Source organism: Paenibacillus sp. HB172176 (genome assembly GCF_011947265.1).
Lineage (GTDB): Bacteria > Bacillota > Bacilli > Paenibacillales > Paenibacillaceae > Pristimantibacillus.
In genome coordinates this window covers 135,906-150,622 of record NZ_JAATHD010000010.1, presented here as the reverse complement: position 1 = coordinate 150,622, position 14,717 = coordinate 135,906, and the positions used below count along the sequence as shown (strand labels likewise).

Annotated in this window: 12 protein-coding genes; all 12 read right to left on the bottom strand. The window is 53.7% G+C overall.

The window, feature by feature from the left end:
• Positions 1-5: 5 nt before the first annotated feature.
• The 12 genes from HFP08_RS15115 to HFP08_RS15060 all read right to left on the bottom strand — a co-directional run bounded on the left by HFP08_RS15115 (position 6) and on the right by HFP08_RS15060 (position 14,711).
• Complete coding sequence (locus HFP08_RS15115) at positions 6-779, bottom strand: carbohydrate ABC transporter permease (RefSeq protein ID WP_240941407.1); 774 nt, start codon at positions 777-779, stop codon at positions 6-8.
• A gap of 297 nt (positions 780-1,076) precedes the next feature.
• Complete coding sequence (locus HFP08_RS15110; RefSeq protein ID WP_168121427.1) at positions 1,077-2,435, bottom strand: ABC transporter substrate-binding protein; 1,359 nt, start codon at positions 2,433-2,435, stop codon at positions 1,077-1,079.
• A gap of 112 nt (positions 2,436-2,547) precedes the next feature.
• Positions 2,548-4,152 carry a response regulator gene (locus HFP08_RS15105; RefSeq protein ID WP_168121426.1) on the bottom strand — a complete coding sequence of 535 codons (1,605 nt, stop codon included), beginning with the start codon at positions 4,150-4,152 and terminating at the stop codon, positions 2,548-2,550.
• Positions 4,130-5,914: a sensor histidine kinase gene (locus HFP08_RS15100; RefSeq protein ID WP_168121425.1), complete on the bottom strand. Its 1,785-nt coding sequence runs from the start codon at positions 5,912-5,914 to the stop codon at positions 4,130-4,132. The genes HFP08_RS15105 and HFP08_RS15100 overlap by 23 nt, the downstream gene beginning before the upstream one ends.
• Positions 5,915-6,191: 277 nt before the next feature.
• Positions 6,192-7,745: an NADH-quinone oxidoreductase subunit N gene (locus HFP08_RS15095; protein WP_168121424.1), complete on the bottom strand. Its 1,554-nt coding sequence runs from the start codon at positions 7,743-7,745 to the stop codon at positions 6,192-6,194.
• Complete coding sequence (locus HFP08_RS15090; RefSeq protein ID WP_168121423.1) at positions 7,738-9,378, bottom strand: complex I subunit 4 family protein; 1,641 nt, start codon at positions 9,376-9,378, stop codon at positions 7,738-7,740. The genes HFP08_RS15095 and HFP08_RS15090 overlap by 8 nt, the downstream gene beginning before the upstream one ends.
• Complete coding sequence (gene nuoL / locus HFP08_RS15085) at positions 9,375-11,291, bottom strand: NADH-quinone oxidoreductase subunit L (protein ID WP_168121422.1); 1,917 nt, start codon at positions 11,289-11,291, stop codon at positions 9,375-9,377. Before nuoL ends, HFP08_RS15090 begins: the two co-directional genes overlap by 4 nt.
• Positions 11,292-11,299: 8 nt before the next feature.
• A complete protein-coding gene (gene nuoK / locus HFP08_RS15080; protein WP_168121421.1) occupies positions 11,300-11,602 on the bottom strand; it encodes an NADH-quinone oxidoreductase subunit NuoK in 303 nt (100 codons plus the stop codon).
• A 4-nt stretch (positions 11,603-11,606) separates the two neighbouring features.
• On the bottom strand, positions 11,607-12,128 hold the full coding sequence (locus tag HFP08_RS15075) for an NADH-quinone oxidoreductase subunit J (protein ID WP_168121420.1): 522 nt from the start codon (positions 12,126-12,128) through the stop codon (positions 11,607-11,609).
• Positions 12,129-12,578, bottom strand: a complete 450-nt coding sequence (gene nuoI, locus HFP08_RS15070; protein ID WP_168121419.1) for an NADH-quinone oxidoreductase subunit NuoI — start codon at positions 12,576-12,578, stop codon at positions 12,129-12,131.
• A 19-nt stretch (positions 12,579-12,597) separates the two neighbouring features.
• Entirely contained in the window at positions 12,598-13,611 is a 1,014-nt protein-coding gene (gene nuoH, locus HFP08_RS15065; RefSeq protein ID WP_168121418.1) for an NADH-quinone oxidoreductase subunit NuoH, read from the bottom strand.
• Entirely contained in the window at positions 13,611-14,711 is a 1,101-nt protein-coding gene (locus HFP08_RS15060) for an NADH-quinone oxidoreductase subunit D (protein ID WP_168121417.1), read from the bottom strand. Before HFP08_RS15060 ends, nuoH begins: the two co-directional genes overlap by 1 nt.
• Positions 14,712-14,717: the final 6 nt, after the last annotated feature.

The window sequence follows — 14,717 nt, the reverse complement described above, 5'->3', positions numbered from 1 at the left end:
CTGTCTTAGAAGTTTTCTTGCCATTTCTTCTGGCTTCTCCATTGGATCATGGTGACGATGAAGATCAGAAGGAATAAGAACCACGACATGGCCGCAGCATACCCCATCTTATAGTTCTGAAAAGCTTGAATGTAGATGTGATAGGAGATCACCATCGTTGAATTGATCGGCCCCCCGCTGGTCATAACCGCGACGACGGCAAAAACTTGAAAGCTCGAAATGAGCAGCGTCACGGTAAGGAAGAACGAGGTGGGCTTCAGCATAGGCAGCGTAATATCCCGGAATTGATGAAGCCACCCGGCTCCGTCGATTTCAGAAGCCTCGTACAGATCCTTCGGAATCCCTTGAATGCCCGCCATGTAAAGAACCATCGTGTAACCGATGTGCAGCCAGACAACCATGATCATGATCGCCGGCAGCGCCCAATGGGGACTCGCGAGCCAACCTGGCGCTTTCTCGAAGCCCAGCGCGTGGATAAAGGAATTGATAGGCCCCTCCTTCGTGTTGTACAGCACCCGCCACACCACCGAGACGGTCGCCATGCTGCCGACATGCGGCAGAAAGAACATCGTACGCAGCATCGATTTGCCGTAGACGTACTTATTCAGCACAACCGCGATGACAAGCCCGATAAACATGGAGACGGGTACTGTCACTACAGTGAACACAAAATTGTTTTTCAGCGCATGTATCAGATATTCGTCATGAAACATGCTCGTCACATTGGACATTCCCGCAAAGCTCAGCCCGTCAAAGCCTCTTAGATAATCCCAATCCATGAAAACCAGAACCATACTGAACAAAAGGGGAAACAAGACAAAAACCAAGACCCCTAAAAAATTGGGTAGAACGAACAAGTACCCCGCAGCGTGCTCCTTCCACCGATGGTTTCCCGCCATCCTATAAAGCCTCAAATGCATCACCTCTTCTATCTGTTTGAGCCCATCGTACCGGAAGAGCCGCTCCTTTTGAATGGTCTGTTTTTTGTATTATCCGGTTTATTATTAACCCCCCAATGACGAAGAGAGCATAGAAAAACCCTGCGGATTCGAAGCTCCGCAGGGCGTGTGAGATTCCTATTTTTGAGCGGCTTGAATGGCCTTGTCCGCCCTTGACTTCAACGCGTTCATCGTCTGGTCCAGATCCTGCACGTTCATGTAGTACTTTTCCAATTCTTCGCTCATGATCGTCGACAGCTCGGCATAAGCCGTCGAGGTCGGTTGAAGCGGGAATTGATAGTCCTTCTTCAGCACCCGCTTCAGCGATTCCCCGTCCATCAGATCGATATCGTCGCCGACGAACAGTTCCACGACCTTATCGATATCGGCGTGTCGATTGCTCGGCAGCCTGCCGCCGGGAATCATGTAATTGTTCCCTTCCTGCAGATACCAGGCGATAAATTTCATTGCGGCTTCCTTGTTTTCACTGTTTTTATTAATGGACATGTAGTCGTTGAAGCCTGCCGTGTTGACGTTCGCGCCTTTTTGAATCTGCGGCATCGGAGCAAAGGCGACTTTGAAATCCCGCGGATAATTTTTCGTATCCTTGACATAACGGATGAAATGGGTGCCGCCGATTACCATCGCCGATTCTCCCGTCAGGAAGGTGCTTTGACCCAGCACTTTATTCGCCCTGGCCTCGGCCCATTGGATCATCAAATCCTGATCGTACAGCATCTTTTGCTGCTCCAGCGCGGTCCGCAGCACCGGACTGTCGAAATTGGAGGTGCCGTCATCCTTGTAATACGGATCCACCGACTTCGATTCGATCAAGGCAAAGCGTGGAATAGACTCCGACGGCGGCGCGATGTAGGTTCCTTTCCGATCGCCTTTCGTCAGCTTCTTGGCTAATTCGTTGTGCTCCTCCCAGGTCCAATCCTCCGGCAGCGCGACGCCGGCTTCATCCAGAGCCGATTGGTTCAGCAACACCGCAGCCACCAGCTTCATCGCCGGCAAGCTGAAGATTTTGTTGTCGTACTTCATAATATTGTCCGAACCGATGATATCGTCCACATCCAGGCCGGCTTGCGCCATCAAATCATCGAGCGGAGCCGCCATGCCGGCGTTCACTCTACGGTTCAGATGCGTCTCGCCATAACTGATGAAGATATCCGGCGCATCGGATTTGCTGATCAGCGCCGTGTCAAGCTTCGTATTTCCGGCATTATCGTTTACGTATCGCACATATTCGACCTGGATATTGGGGTTGGCCATATTCCATGCGTCAACCACATCCTTAGGTCCGTTTTCCTCCTGAATTGCGCCCCAGAAGGTGATGTTAACCTTTTTTTCCGGCGTAGACGGCGTTTGACTGCTTTCGCCGCCGGTTGTTGGAGCGTTGGTCGGATCATTCGCCGCGTTGCCTCCATTCGAGCATGCCCCCGTCACCAGCATTGCGCCCAAGGCTGCAACAAGCAATAATTTACGTTTCTTCATCTTGTGTAAAACCCCTTTCCTTGCGGTTTATGAGTCAGTTGCCTGACTATTGCAAGCATAGCAAGGGTTCCGCTCCGTACAGAATGGATTATTTTGGGGAGAATCCGTTCTCTTATTCTTTGTTGAGATACTTCTTCCGATATTCCAGCGGATAAATCCCCTCCATTTTTTTGAACAACTTGGCAAAATAGTTCGGATCGGTATAGCCAACCGCTTCGGATACCTCGTAAATTTTGACGCCTGGACTTTTGAGCAACTCTCTCGCTTTATCCATTCGGTGCCTAATCAAGCAGTCAATGACGGTCTCCCCGGTTTCTTTCTTGAACAATACACTCAGATAAGCTTCCGTAAAGCCGGCGGCTTTCGCCAAATCGGAGACTTTCACCTGCGTCATGTATTGTTCGCGGATCATATGGACGACCCGCCTTATTTCAGGCCGCCATTGATGATTGGAACGTTCTTTGACATATCGCAGGTAGTGCGGCACCCAAGCGCGGAACCATTCATAAATATCTTCCAACGTTTCAAGGGTTCTCACCGCCTGATTCGGATAGCAGTCCCGGTACGGCTCCATGGAATAAATATCGCCATCCAATTCCCTGACGCCCTTGGAGAATTGTTGGATGAGCAGAATCCACCGTTCCCTTGCCTCGTCTGTCGACATGCGAATCGAACCGGCCAGCTTGTCCCGGAAGCGTTCCAGCGCCGCGAGCAGCGCCTCCTCGTCGCGCTGCTCGATCATTCGGCTCCAATCTTCTTCCGTCCAGGAAATGAACGCTTCCCCCCCGTTAGAGCCGCCGTACCGTTCTTCGTCGTATTCGATGATTTGACCTGCACCTGCATAGAACGTTTGTTCAAGTGCTGCTTCCGCTTCCTTATATGCCTCGTGCAGCCTTGTGTAATCGGTGCACGCACGGGATACGCCGAAGCTGACCGACAGCTTCAAATAACGGCCGATACTTTCCCTCATTTCGGTCAGCAAGGCGGAGGAATAGTCGGGCGTCAGCAGCGTAAACGTACTTTTGTCCGTTTCGATCAGTTCCCCGGGCATTGCTGATTTTAACAGTTCAAGTATGATATTCCGAACGGAGAAGTGAAGCAGCTTCTCGCTTTTAAAGCGATTTTCGCCTGCGACCTTGCCGTAGCCGTCGATCTTGATCGCGGTCGCGAATGAAACCTCCCAGGGAGCATCATACCCAAATTCGACAAATACTTCCCGCACTTCCTTCGGAGAGCAGCTCTTCGTCACGATTTCCCGGAACCGCTTCTCGCGAGCGTCCTGCTGAAGCCTCTTCATCTCCAACTGCACATCATCGGATTGAGCCTGCTCGTTCTTTTTACGACAAATCTCTTCTTTCAGCAGCATCAGCTTCTCTTCCAGCTCCTTGGGCTCCATCGTCAGCTTCAATACATAATCGATGGCTCCTAACTGAAGCGCCTTGCGCACATATTTGAATTCATCGTGATTGGTCAGGATAATGCTCTGGATATGAGGATATTCCTTCCGAACTTGTTCCAGCAATTCCAGTCCGTCCATCTCCGGCATACAGATGTCCGTCAGTATAATGTCGCATGGAAATCTGCGCAGAAGCTCGAGCGCTTCCCTCCCGTTTGTAGCTTCCCCGATCAATTCAAAGCCCTTCTCCTTCCATGCAATGAACGTCTTCAGGCCGACGCGAACCAAAAACTCGTCATCAATAACCAGAACCTTGATCATCTCCCGACTCTCCTTTGCGAAAAGGTATGACGATCGTCGCTAATGCGCCGCCAGTTGCTCCTTCTGTCAGACTTACATGGTAGCGGCTGCCGAAGTACATTTGAATCCGCTCGTTAATATTCTGCAGACCAATTCCGCTGAGCCTGGACGGAGTGGAAATCGTCCGATCCTTAACCGAATGTCCCGACAGCCCTTTGCCGTCGTCCTCCACGTAGATCGTCAATTCCCCATTCTCGCGAGAAGCGGTGATATGAATGGTTAACGGCAGCTTCTGCCCGTGGATGATGGCGTTTTCCACCAAGGGCTGCAGCGTGAATTTGTTGATGCTCGCTTCGAGCACCTCTTCATCCACGGTAATAAGGAGTCTGATGCCGTTATTGTATCGGATATTTTGCAAATCAACATACATTCGAATAAAATCTAATTCCATCTTTAACGGGATAAGCTCCCGGTCGTGCTTCATCACAAAGCTCAGAAGCTTTCCGAGCGCCGTAATCATTTCGCTAACGTGCTCCGCGCCCGATAGCCTGGCGGACCATTTGATGGAATTCAACGTATTGAACAGGAAGTGCGGCGTAATCTGGGCGTGCAAGGCCTGAAATCGGGCTTCCTCCTTGCGCCGCTGCTCCTCCGACAGATTGCGGATTAACGCTTGCAGATCGCCGACCATTCGGTTGAATTGACGGTTTAATACGGCGATTTCGTCATTCCCCTTAATGTGCACGAGTGAGTTAAAATCCCCGCTGCCCACCCGGGTCATGGATCTCTGCAACGCCCCAAGCGGCTTGATGAACCGCAGTATGATCGTCATGACCACCAGACATAAAACGAGAACCAGCAGCAGCATCCAAAATAGGGATAGATTGCGCAGAGCATGGAGTTGACTCGAAAATTGGTCCTTGGACATCACCTGATACAATATCCAATCATTCTGCCGTATCTCTCTCGCTGCAATGAGATAATTGGGATTGGCTGCGGATTGTTCATAGCCGTTGCCATGTATCCATTCATCGGTCAGCAGCGGCTGCAAGGTTTGGTACAGCTCTCCATTGCCGCTGGCCAGCTCCTTGTCATGCACCAGCAGCAGTTCGCCTCCCGCCTCGTCTTCGTTGGCGGGGGAGGGAAGCAGACCGGATAGCTCGATCCCAATCAGTACCGTTCCGTAACCGCTTTCGGAATTGCCCTTAATTAACCGCGACATAAGAAGGAGGGTCGACTCCGGATCCACGCCGTTTAGCCCGAGTTTTTGGGCCTGGGCGGTTCTCCATAACGGGTATCCTTTCTCCGCTGCCGTCTCATGCTCAAGGCTGGCTTCGTAAATAGCATCGTAGTCTTCCCTGTAATCGTCTTCCCCCCAAGTGGACAGCAGATGTCCGCGATCATCGACAACAGCTAAAAAAGCGCGGCCGTCAGGGAAAAAATTCCGGATGTTCTGGAGCTTGACTGAAACATGGAGCGATTTTTGAAAGCTGCCGTAATCCTCAATCCAGGACTTGTCCGTCTTCAGCAAGTCCAGAAGCTCATTATCATACACAATCAGATTCGAGGCTTTCAGCATTCGTTCCGCGGCTTCGTCCAACCGATCAGCCACATTATCCAAAATTTGCGCATTAGCGTCATTAATCCGATGTATCATCAGGCGGTTGGACATCTCGGTATTGATATAATAGATCAGTAAAACAGGCAGAACAATGAATAGCGCAAAGGCAGCCAATATTTTTATTTTTAAACTTTTGAATGGCCTGTAGCTCTGAAAGATCATATGTCGACCCCCCTATAATCCCTCTATTGTATATCAAAGCTTGATGAAAAAAGAGGGCATTCTTTGGAGAAATCCGGCTTATTTTTCGGTCGACTCGCAGTCATAAGCAATTCCCGATAGCCCGGCGGAGAAACGATGCTGAATAATTTTATGCACATTCTGTCCAAAATCCAAGAAGAATCATCATTTCAAAAAACAAATCTCCCCTCACGAGGAGAGATTCGCGAGGGGAGAAATTCGCATTCTCCGCGTATGACTATACTCTTTCTCAAGCCGCTTACCCAGCCAGGTTCATCAAATCCCCGGCGAATGAGAACACTTGATTAATCGGATCCAGCAGAAGCCCCGGGAACAAGCCAAGCGCCAGCGTCGCGGCGACGCAGAACCAGATGACGATGCCGATTGGAACCGGAACCATTAGCTTATGACCCCCGGCCCCTTCGCTGCGCATGAACATTTGACGAAGAATTCCGAAATAGAAATAATACGAGATTACGCTGCTGACGACCATCACCGCGACCAGCCAGTACGCTTTCGCATTGGCAGCCCCCAGCAGAATGAACAGCTTGCCGAAAAAGCCCGCCGACACCGGCAAGCCGGCGAGGGACAGCACCAGCACCGTCATTGCAGCGGCGGTCCAGGGAGCCCGGTAGTACATTCCGGCGAAGCCTCTCAGCTCGTCATGCCCCTCCGCCCGACTGACGACGGTCAGTACCCCGAACGCGCCGATCGTCATAAGCAAATAGGCGGCAAGATAAAAGATGAGCTCCGACACATTGTTGCTATGCACGACGGTGATGGACAGCGAGATCGGCACGAGCAAATAACCCGCGTTCGCCACACCGGACAAAGCCAGCATACGCTTCGCATTCATCTGTTTCAGCGCGGCGACCGAGCCGACCAGCATCGCGATGGCGCCTAGCAGCTTCAGCCCAAAGAACAGATCATCCTGCAAGCCGCTTCCCCCGCCGCCGTATAGCACCACCGCAAACATGATTCGCAGAACGACGGCAAGCGCCGCACCCTTCGAAACGACGGCAAGGAAGGCCGAGATTGGCGTCGGCGCGCCTTGATACACATCCGGCGCCCAAACATGGAACGGCGCCGCCGCGATCTTCACCGCAAAGCCAATAAGCATGCAGCCGAACCCGACATAGAGCAGCGCCTCATAATGCTCCAGCGCAGCAGGCAACGCATCTGCAATGACACTTAACTGCAAAGACCCCGTCACCCCGTAAATATAAGAAATGCCATACAGGATAAAAGCGGACGATACGCCGCCCGTTACGACATATTTGAAGGCGGCTTCGGAGGACAAGACCGAGCGCTTGCGCAAAGCGACCAGCACGTAAGTCGTGATGCTGAGCAGCTCAAGCCCGATATACAGCGTAACCAGATTGGCGGAGGACGCCATCATCATGCCTCCGATGGCCGCCGGCAGAAGCAGATAATAGAATTCGCCCTTCCCCGGCAACTCATGATCCCGGTGAATCGACCCCATGCCGAGCAAGGCAACCAGAATGGTGCCGGCTAGCAGCAGCAGCTTGACCAGACTCCCGTAATCGTCGATTCGATAACTGTCGCCGAGCAGCGAGACAACCTCATCTCCGTTGCCGCTCCCCATACGATCCGTCATCTGCCAGATGACGAGACCGAATGCCGCGATCAGGCTGGCCAGAGCGGCGCCGCCAATCATGCTTGCTCCCCGAGACTTCGGCAAGAACAGTTCGGCGACGACTAGAATAAGGAAGCAAACGCCAAGCAACGCCTCGGGAGCCATATACCAAACCTCGGACCACATCAGCCCTTCAGCATTTGTTAGTTCACCCATGATTCAACCCCCCGCCCCCTCCCGCGAATAACTGATCCATAAACCCGCCTACGCTGAATTGCACCGTATCGGTCAGCACGGACGGATAACAGCCGAGCAGGATAATGAAGGCCAGCAGAATGATCATCGGCAGCGCTTCTATGAATCTCACATCCTTGAAAGAAGAGAAGCTCTCCTTCTGCGGGCCGAACGTAATCTTGAGCACGCTTCTCAGCACATATGCCGCAGCAAGCACGATGCCTGCGATCGCAATGACCGTGACCGCCTTCATCGTCTCGAACAAGCCGAGGAACGCTAACACCTCCCCGATGAAGCCGGAGAGGCCCGGCAAGCCAAGCGAAGCCAGACCTCCGACCAGCAGCACGCCGCTCATGAAGGGCATGGACCGCGATAGTCCGCCCAGCTCGCCGAGCTCGGTTGTCTTCGTTCGCTCATAGAGACTGCCGACGATGAGGAACAGCAGCGCCGAAATTAAACCATGCGATACCAGTTGGAACACTGCGCCCTGCAAGCCGATTTCGTTCATCGCCGCGAGGCCAATCATTACAATACCCATATGGCTCACCGACGAATATGCCAGCACCAGCTTGAAATCCTGCTGACGGAAGGCCAGAACGGCGCCATACAGCACATTGACAACGCCAAGCACGGCAAGCGCGGTCGCCGAATCTCGAGCTTGCTCCGGGAACAGCAGCAGCCCGAACCGCAGCAAGCCGTAAGCGCCAAGCTTGAGCAGAATGCCGGAGTGAATCATCACAACAGAAGGCGGAGCCTCCTTGTGCACGCCAAGCATCCACGTATGGAACGGGAACAAGGGAAGCTTGATGCCGAAGGCGATGAGCAGCAGCACGAAGATCGACCACTGCATCCCGTCGCTCATATAGAATGGATTCACGTTTCCGATTGCGGTTGGCAAGACATTGACCCAGGCTCCGCTGTCCGTCAAGTTCCGCATAATGTCCGAATAACTTCCGCTGTAGATGAACGTAGCGGTAGCGCCGGATTGATCGATATGGAAGCCCGCCGTATTCGCCAGCATCACGAATGCAATCAGCATGAGCGCCGAGCCGATTCCATTGTAGAGCAGGAACATGTTCGCCGCCCGCTCCCTGTTGAAATAACCCCAAATGCCGATAAGGAAGTAGGTCGCCACCAGCGTAATCTCGAAGAAGAGGAAGAACAGGAACAGATCCCTGGCCAGGAATGCGCCCAGCATCCCGAATTCCAGCAGGAGAAACCAGACAAAAAACGATTTCCACCGTTTCTTGATATGTGTCGCGGCAAGCGCCGCCATCGCCGTCACAATCGCCGTGAGCAGCAGCAGCGGCAAGGTCAAACCGTCGACTCCAAGCGAATATTGCAGCACAAAGCTGCTGTCCGCATCAGAGATGACGTCATGATTAAGCGGCAGCTGCAGCCAATCGACCTCCTCGCCGTAAGCGTCGCCGCCGCGCATGCTGTCGTAGTCCGAATAAAGCCAGATCGACAGCACCATTGGAATCAGGGTTGTTATAATGGCCGCCGCTTTCAACCAATTGCTCCTGGACTTCGGCAGCAGAAGCACGACGATAAGTCCAAGAAGCGGCGTTCCGAGTATAATCGATAGAATCGGAATATCTTGAAGCAAGCTCATGAGAGAAGCCTCCTTCCGACAATCGCGATAACAAACAGAAGAATACCGATAATAGCCGCCAGACTGTAGGCTTGCACTTGACCGTTCTGCAGACGCGTCGCCCCTCTGCCTGCCGAGCTTGCAAGCGCGCCAGTAAGTCGGACCAATCCGCCGATGATGTACTTGTCGAAGACATTCAACGCGTCACCCGCCGCCTTAAGAGATTTCACGAATACAAGCTCGTAGAGCTCATCCATATAATAGCCGCGCTCGAGCAGTTTGTTCAGCCACGGCGATTGCTGGAAGACAAGCAGGCGCTCTCCCCCGCCCCTTCTGAACAGCGCCCAACCTGTGTAAAGCCCAAGCAAAAGCACGATTGTCGAAAGGATCATAATAACCGCGCTGCCATGCGAAGCTTCGCCGTTATCGCCAAGCCAATCGCTCAGCCATCCGCTCCAAGGCGTCTCCACGAAACCGGCGACCGCCGCCAGCACCGCCAGCGCCAGAAGCGGCAAGGTCATAATCATAGGCGACTCAAGGCTTCTTCCCGCCCCTTCAGACCCTTCCCGAACAGGCTCTTCATCCTGCACCGGCTTCTCTCCGCGCGACTCCCCGAGGAATACAAGGATGAATAGCCTCGCCATATACAAGGCTGTACAGAAAGCCGCCGCAAGACCAACAGCGAACAACAGCTTGTTCTCGTCGAACGCGATGCCGAGAATCGCATCCTTCGACCAGAAGCCCGCCAGAGGCGGAATGCCGACCAGAGCGAGCGAGCCGATGGCGAAGGTCCAGGCAGTGATGCGCATGCGCGAACCGAGACCGCCCATCTCCCGGACATCCTGCGTATGTACAGCATGAATGACGCTTCCCGCTCCGAGGAAGAGCAGCGCCTTGAAGAAGGCGTGGGTGAAGAGATGGAACATGCCTCCAGTGATCGAGCCGAGCCCCAGCGCCATCATCATATAGCCTAATTGACTAATCGTCGAGTACGCCAAAATTCGTTTCAGATCATTCTGCGCAAGCGCGATCGTAGCCGCGAACAGTGCGGTGAAGCCGCCGACATAAGCGACCGTATGCATCGCCGCGGCAGAAGCTTCAAAGATGTCGAACGTTCGTGCGACGAGGAACACGCCCGCCGCCACCATCGTCGCCGCATGAATCAGGGCGCTGATCGGCGTGGGGCCTTCCATCGCGTCGGGCAGCCAGACATGCAGCGGGAACTGTCCCGATTTGCCCATTGCGCCGAGGAAAATCAGCAAGGCAATCGCCGTTGTGATGCCAGATGTGATCGAGCCCGCCTGCCCCTGGAATACACTTTGAATCATCGTGAAGTCCAAGGCGTGATCCGGCATATACCAGAAGAGCAGCAACACGGCTATCAACAAGCCCGCGTCGCCGATTCGGGTTACGATGAACGCCTTCTTGGCGGCGGCTCTCGCCGACGGCTTCGAATACCAGAAGCCGACCAGCAGGAAGGAGCAGACGCCGACGAGCTCCCAGAAGATATACATGGACAATATATTGTCGGACAGCACAAGCCCGAACATCGAGAACGCGAACAGCGACATATAGCTGTAGAATACCGCTATCCGCTCGTCATCCTTCATATAGCCGGCAGAATACACATTGACCAGAAAGCTGACCAGGCTTACGACTACCAGCATCATCGCGGTCAAGTTCGTTATTTCATAGCCAATCTGCAAGGTGAAGCTGCCCATCGAAATCCACTCGAAGCTGTTGCTGTAATCCAGCGCGCCCTCCTGCAACCGTTCATAGAGCAGCAAGAGCGACATCAACAAGGACAACAAGGAAGCCGAGGAGCCGATTGCAGCGCCCGCCATACGATAGCTTCTGCCCAGCGCGGTCAAAATCAAGAAGGACAGGAACGGGAACATTGGAATGATCCAGGCTATTTTCGTATAGAAGTCCATTCTCCGCGTTACCTCCTCATTTGATTGAATTCATCCGCCTGCACCGTACCGCGAGCGCGGAACAGGGCAATCAGGATCGCTACGGCAATCGTAGCCTCCGCCGCCGCAACCGTTATAGTAAAGATCGAGAAAATCTGCCCCGTGAGAGACGGAATCACCCCGTATTTGGAGAAGGCGACCAAATTCAAATTGACCGCATTCAGCATCAATTCGAGCGATAACAGCACAATGATGGCATTCTTCTTCGCCAAGGCCCCGTAGAGACCCATGCAGAACAAGATGGCCGCCATCGTCAGGTAAGAAGGCAGCATATCATCATTCCTCCTCCTTCTTCGCAATCGCTATGGCGCCTATGAACGCCACGGTAAGCAGGATCGACACCAGCTCGAAAGGAATCACATAGCTGGTAAACAGTTGTTTCCCGATTTCCATCGTCTGATCGTTCCCCGGATCGAAAGCCGTAGTTCCAGCCGATGACAAATCCGTCGTCCGAATCGCGTAGAACAGCAATCCGAACAGACATAGCGCCCCGATGGCCGACAGCAGCTCATGCGCCGGCCTCGCAGGTTCCTTCTGGTGATCGCCGTGCTTCGTCATCATAATGCCGAAAATCATCAGCACAGACACCGCGCCCGCATAGATCAGCACTTGCACGAAGGCAACGAATTCAGCCTCGAGAAGCACGTACATGCCGGCAAGACCAACGAACACCGCCGCCATGGAAAGCACCATATGAACGACCTTCTCCAAGCTGATCATCAAGACGACGCCGCCGATCAGAATGACGGCCAGGATGAAGAATGCGACAAACTCTCCCGTTATCTCGACGTTGAACAATTATTTGCCGCCCCCTTTGCCCGGAGCGCCGATATTGTTGTTGTCGACTCTGACGAGTGAATTGTTGCCGCTTAACCACTCTGCATCTTTATACAGCTCATCCCGGCTAAAAGTTGCGAGCTCGAAGTGATTGGTCATCACAATCGCCTCCGTCGGACAAACCTCCGTGCACAAATCGCAAAGAATGCAAATTTCAAAATTAATATCGAATGTGTCGATTACCTTGCCCCGCTTCTCGGGGTCGGGATTCGGCTTGCCCGTCAGCGTGATGCAATCCGTCGGGCAGATGCGCGCGCATTGATTGCAGACAATGCAGAGATCGGGTATAAAATGCTGAATGCCCCGGAAACGATCCGGCATCCGCATCTCTTCATCCGGATAAGAGGTCGTCACCTTGGGCGAAGCCATCGCTTTGAGCGTCACGCCTAGTCCTCGAAACAGTCCATTCATGTCCTCTCTCCCCTTTCGCCTATTTGACGAACAGCTCCATGCAGAGCGCCGTCAGGAATACATTCAGCAAGGCAACCGGCAGAAGCACCTTCCAGCCGAGACTCATCAATTGATCCACCCGCAGTCTGGGGAAGGTAGCCCGGATCCAGAAGAATGAGAATACAATCGCCGCGAACTTGATGAGGAACCAGATGATTCCCGGCACGAAATCCAGAATCGGCAGCGGCGCTTGCCAGCCTCCCAGGAAGAGCACCGTCATTAGCGCGGCAATCGCGTACACATACACATATTCCGTCAGCATATAGAAAGCGAAGCGAAATCCGCTGTACTCCACATGATAGCCCGCCACCAGCTCCGACTCAGCCTCAGGCAGATCGAAAGGCGTCCGGTTCAGCTCCGATACGGCGGCGATATAGAAGATGGCAAAGCCGATAATCTGCGGCAGAAAATTCCATTGCCAGAACCATCCTCCGCCCTGCGCCTCCACAATATCGCGAAGATTGAGACTCCCCGTCATCATGATGACGCCGACAATCGAGATGACAAGCGGCACCTCGTAGCTGATCATCTGCGCCGCCGATCTCATGCCGCCTAGCAAGGCGTATTTGTTATTAGACGCCCAGCCGCCCAGCACCATCGCCAGCGTCGAGATGCCGGACAGCGCGACGTAATACAGTAAACCGACATTAAGGTCTGCGAAATAGAGATGCTTGGCATACGGAATGACGGCCAGCACCGCGAAGGCCGGAACGAAAGCGAGGCCCGGCGAGATCAGAAAGAGCAGCCTGTCGGCCTTGCGGGGAACGGTATCCTCCTTGACCAGCAGCTTGAAGATATCCGCCACGGTCTGCAAGAGGCCAAGCGGGCCAACGCGATTCGGGCCAACGCGCAGCTGCATCCAACCAATCACCTTGCGCTCGTAATAGATCGCATAGGTCACGAATCCAAGCACGATGAGCAGCAGCACGACCGCCCACAGGAACAGAATGATCGCATTGCTCCAGGTCATAGGCTCATTCAGCCAAGCGCCCATCAGCAATCCACCTCCCCGACCACGATATCGATGCCGCCCAGTATCGTAATGAGATTCGTCATCGTTTCACCCACCAGCAGCTTGGGCAAAATTTGAAGATTAACGAACGAAGGCCGGCGGAATTTGAGCCGGTATGGCTCCGCCTTGCCCTTGGACACAATATGGCAGCCGATCTCGCCGCGCGGCGATTCGATCCGCGTATAGATCTCTCCAACAGGAGGCCGGATCGCACGAGGAACCTTGCCCATCGTCTCGCCGCCGCTCGGGAATTGCTCCAGCGCCTGCTTCAGAATGCGCAGACTTTGCCGAATCTCCTCTAGCCTTATGCGGTAACGGTCGTAGCAGTCGCCGTTTTGACCTGTCGGCACGTCGAATTCGAAACGATCGTACAGACTGTAAGGCTCATCCTTTCGAAGATCCCACTTCACACCCGTGCAGCGCAGATTCGCGCCCGACAAGCCGTAATCGATTGCCGTCGCCGCGTCGTAACCCCCGACTCCCTTGATTCGGGCGAGGAAGATTTCGTTGCCCGTCACCAGCTTGTCGTAATCCTCAAGCTTCTTCTCCATGTAAGGCACGAACTCTCTCACCTTGTCGAGCCAGCCTGGAGGCGCATCCCATTTCACTCCGCCCACGCGCATGTAATTATAAGTGAGTCTGGCTCCACACAGCTCATTGAACAGATTGATAATCATTTCGCGGTCGCGGAACGCATAGAGGAACGGGCTCATCGCTCCGATATCGAGCAGATACGTGCCCCACCAGACCAGATGGCTCGCGACGCGCTGCAGCTCCATCACGAGCAGTCTCATGAACTCCGCGCGAATCGGCACCTCGAGGCCCATCATGGATTCCACCGCATGGACCAGCACGTAATTGGTCGTCATCGCCGAGACATAATCCATGCGATCCGTATAAGGGATAATTTGCGTGAAATTGAGGTTCTCCGCCAGCTTCTCCGTGCCCCGGTGAAGATAGCCCATCACCGGCGTCGCTTCCGTTATGATCTCTCCGTCCAGCTTCACGATAATGCGGAAGACCCCATGCGTGCTCGGATGCTGGGGGCCGACATTCAGCAATAATTCTTCGGTTCTGATCACCTTGGG

What these genes read in the sequence shown, in the direction of transcription:
- HFP08_RS15105 (WP_168121426.1), bottom strand. Translation starts at nt 4,152, where the DNA reads ATGATCAAGGTTCTGGTTATTGATGACGAGTTTTTGGTTCGCGTCGGC.
- HFP08_RS15090 (WP_168121423.1), bottom strand. Translation starts at nt 9,378, where the DNA reads ATGAGCTTGCTTCAAGATATTCCGATTCTATCGATTATACTCGGAACG.
- HFP08_RS15115 (WP_240941407.1), bottom strand. Translation starts at nt 779, where the DNA reads ATGGATTGGGATTATCTAAGAGGCTTTGACGGGCTGAGCTTTGCGGGA.
- nuoI (WP_168121419.1), bottom strand. Translation starts at nt 12,578, where the DNA reads ATGAATGGACTGTTTCGAGGACTAGGCGTGACGCTCAAAGCGATGGCT.
- HFP08_RS15100 (WP_168121425.1), bottom strand. Translation starts at nt 5,914, where the DNA reads ATGATCTTTCAGAGCTACAGGCCATTCAAAAGTTTAAAAATAAAAATA.
- nuoH (WP_168121418.1), bottom strand. Translation starts at nt 13,611, where the DNA reads ATGGGCGCTTGGCTGAATGAGCCTATGACCTGGAGCAATGCGATCATT.
- HFP08_RS15095 (WP_168121424.1), bottom strand. Translation starts at nt 7,745, where the DNA reads ATGGGTGAACTAACAAATGCTGAAGGGCTGATGTGGTCCGAGGTTTGG.
- HFP08_RS15110 (WP_168121427.1), bottom strand. Translation starts at nt 2,435, where the DNA reads ATGAAGAAACGTAAATTATTGCTTGTTGCAGCCTTGGGCGCAATGCTG.
- nuoL (WP_168121422.1), bottom strand. Translation starts at nt 11,291, where the DNA reads ATGGACTTCTATACGAAAATAGCCTGGATCATTCCAATGTTCCCGTTC.
- nuoK (WP_168121421.1), bottom strand. Translation starts at nt 11,602, where the DNA reads ATGCTGCCTTCTTACCTGACGATGGCGGCCATCTTGTTCTGCATGGGT.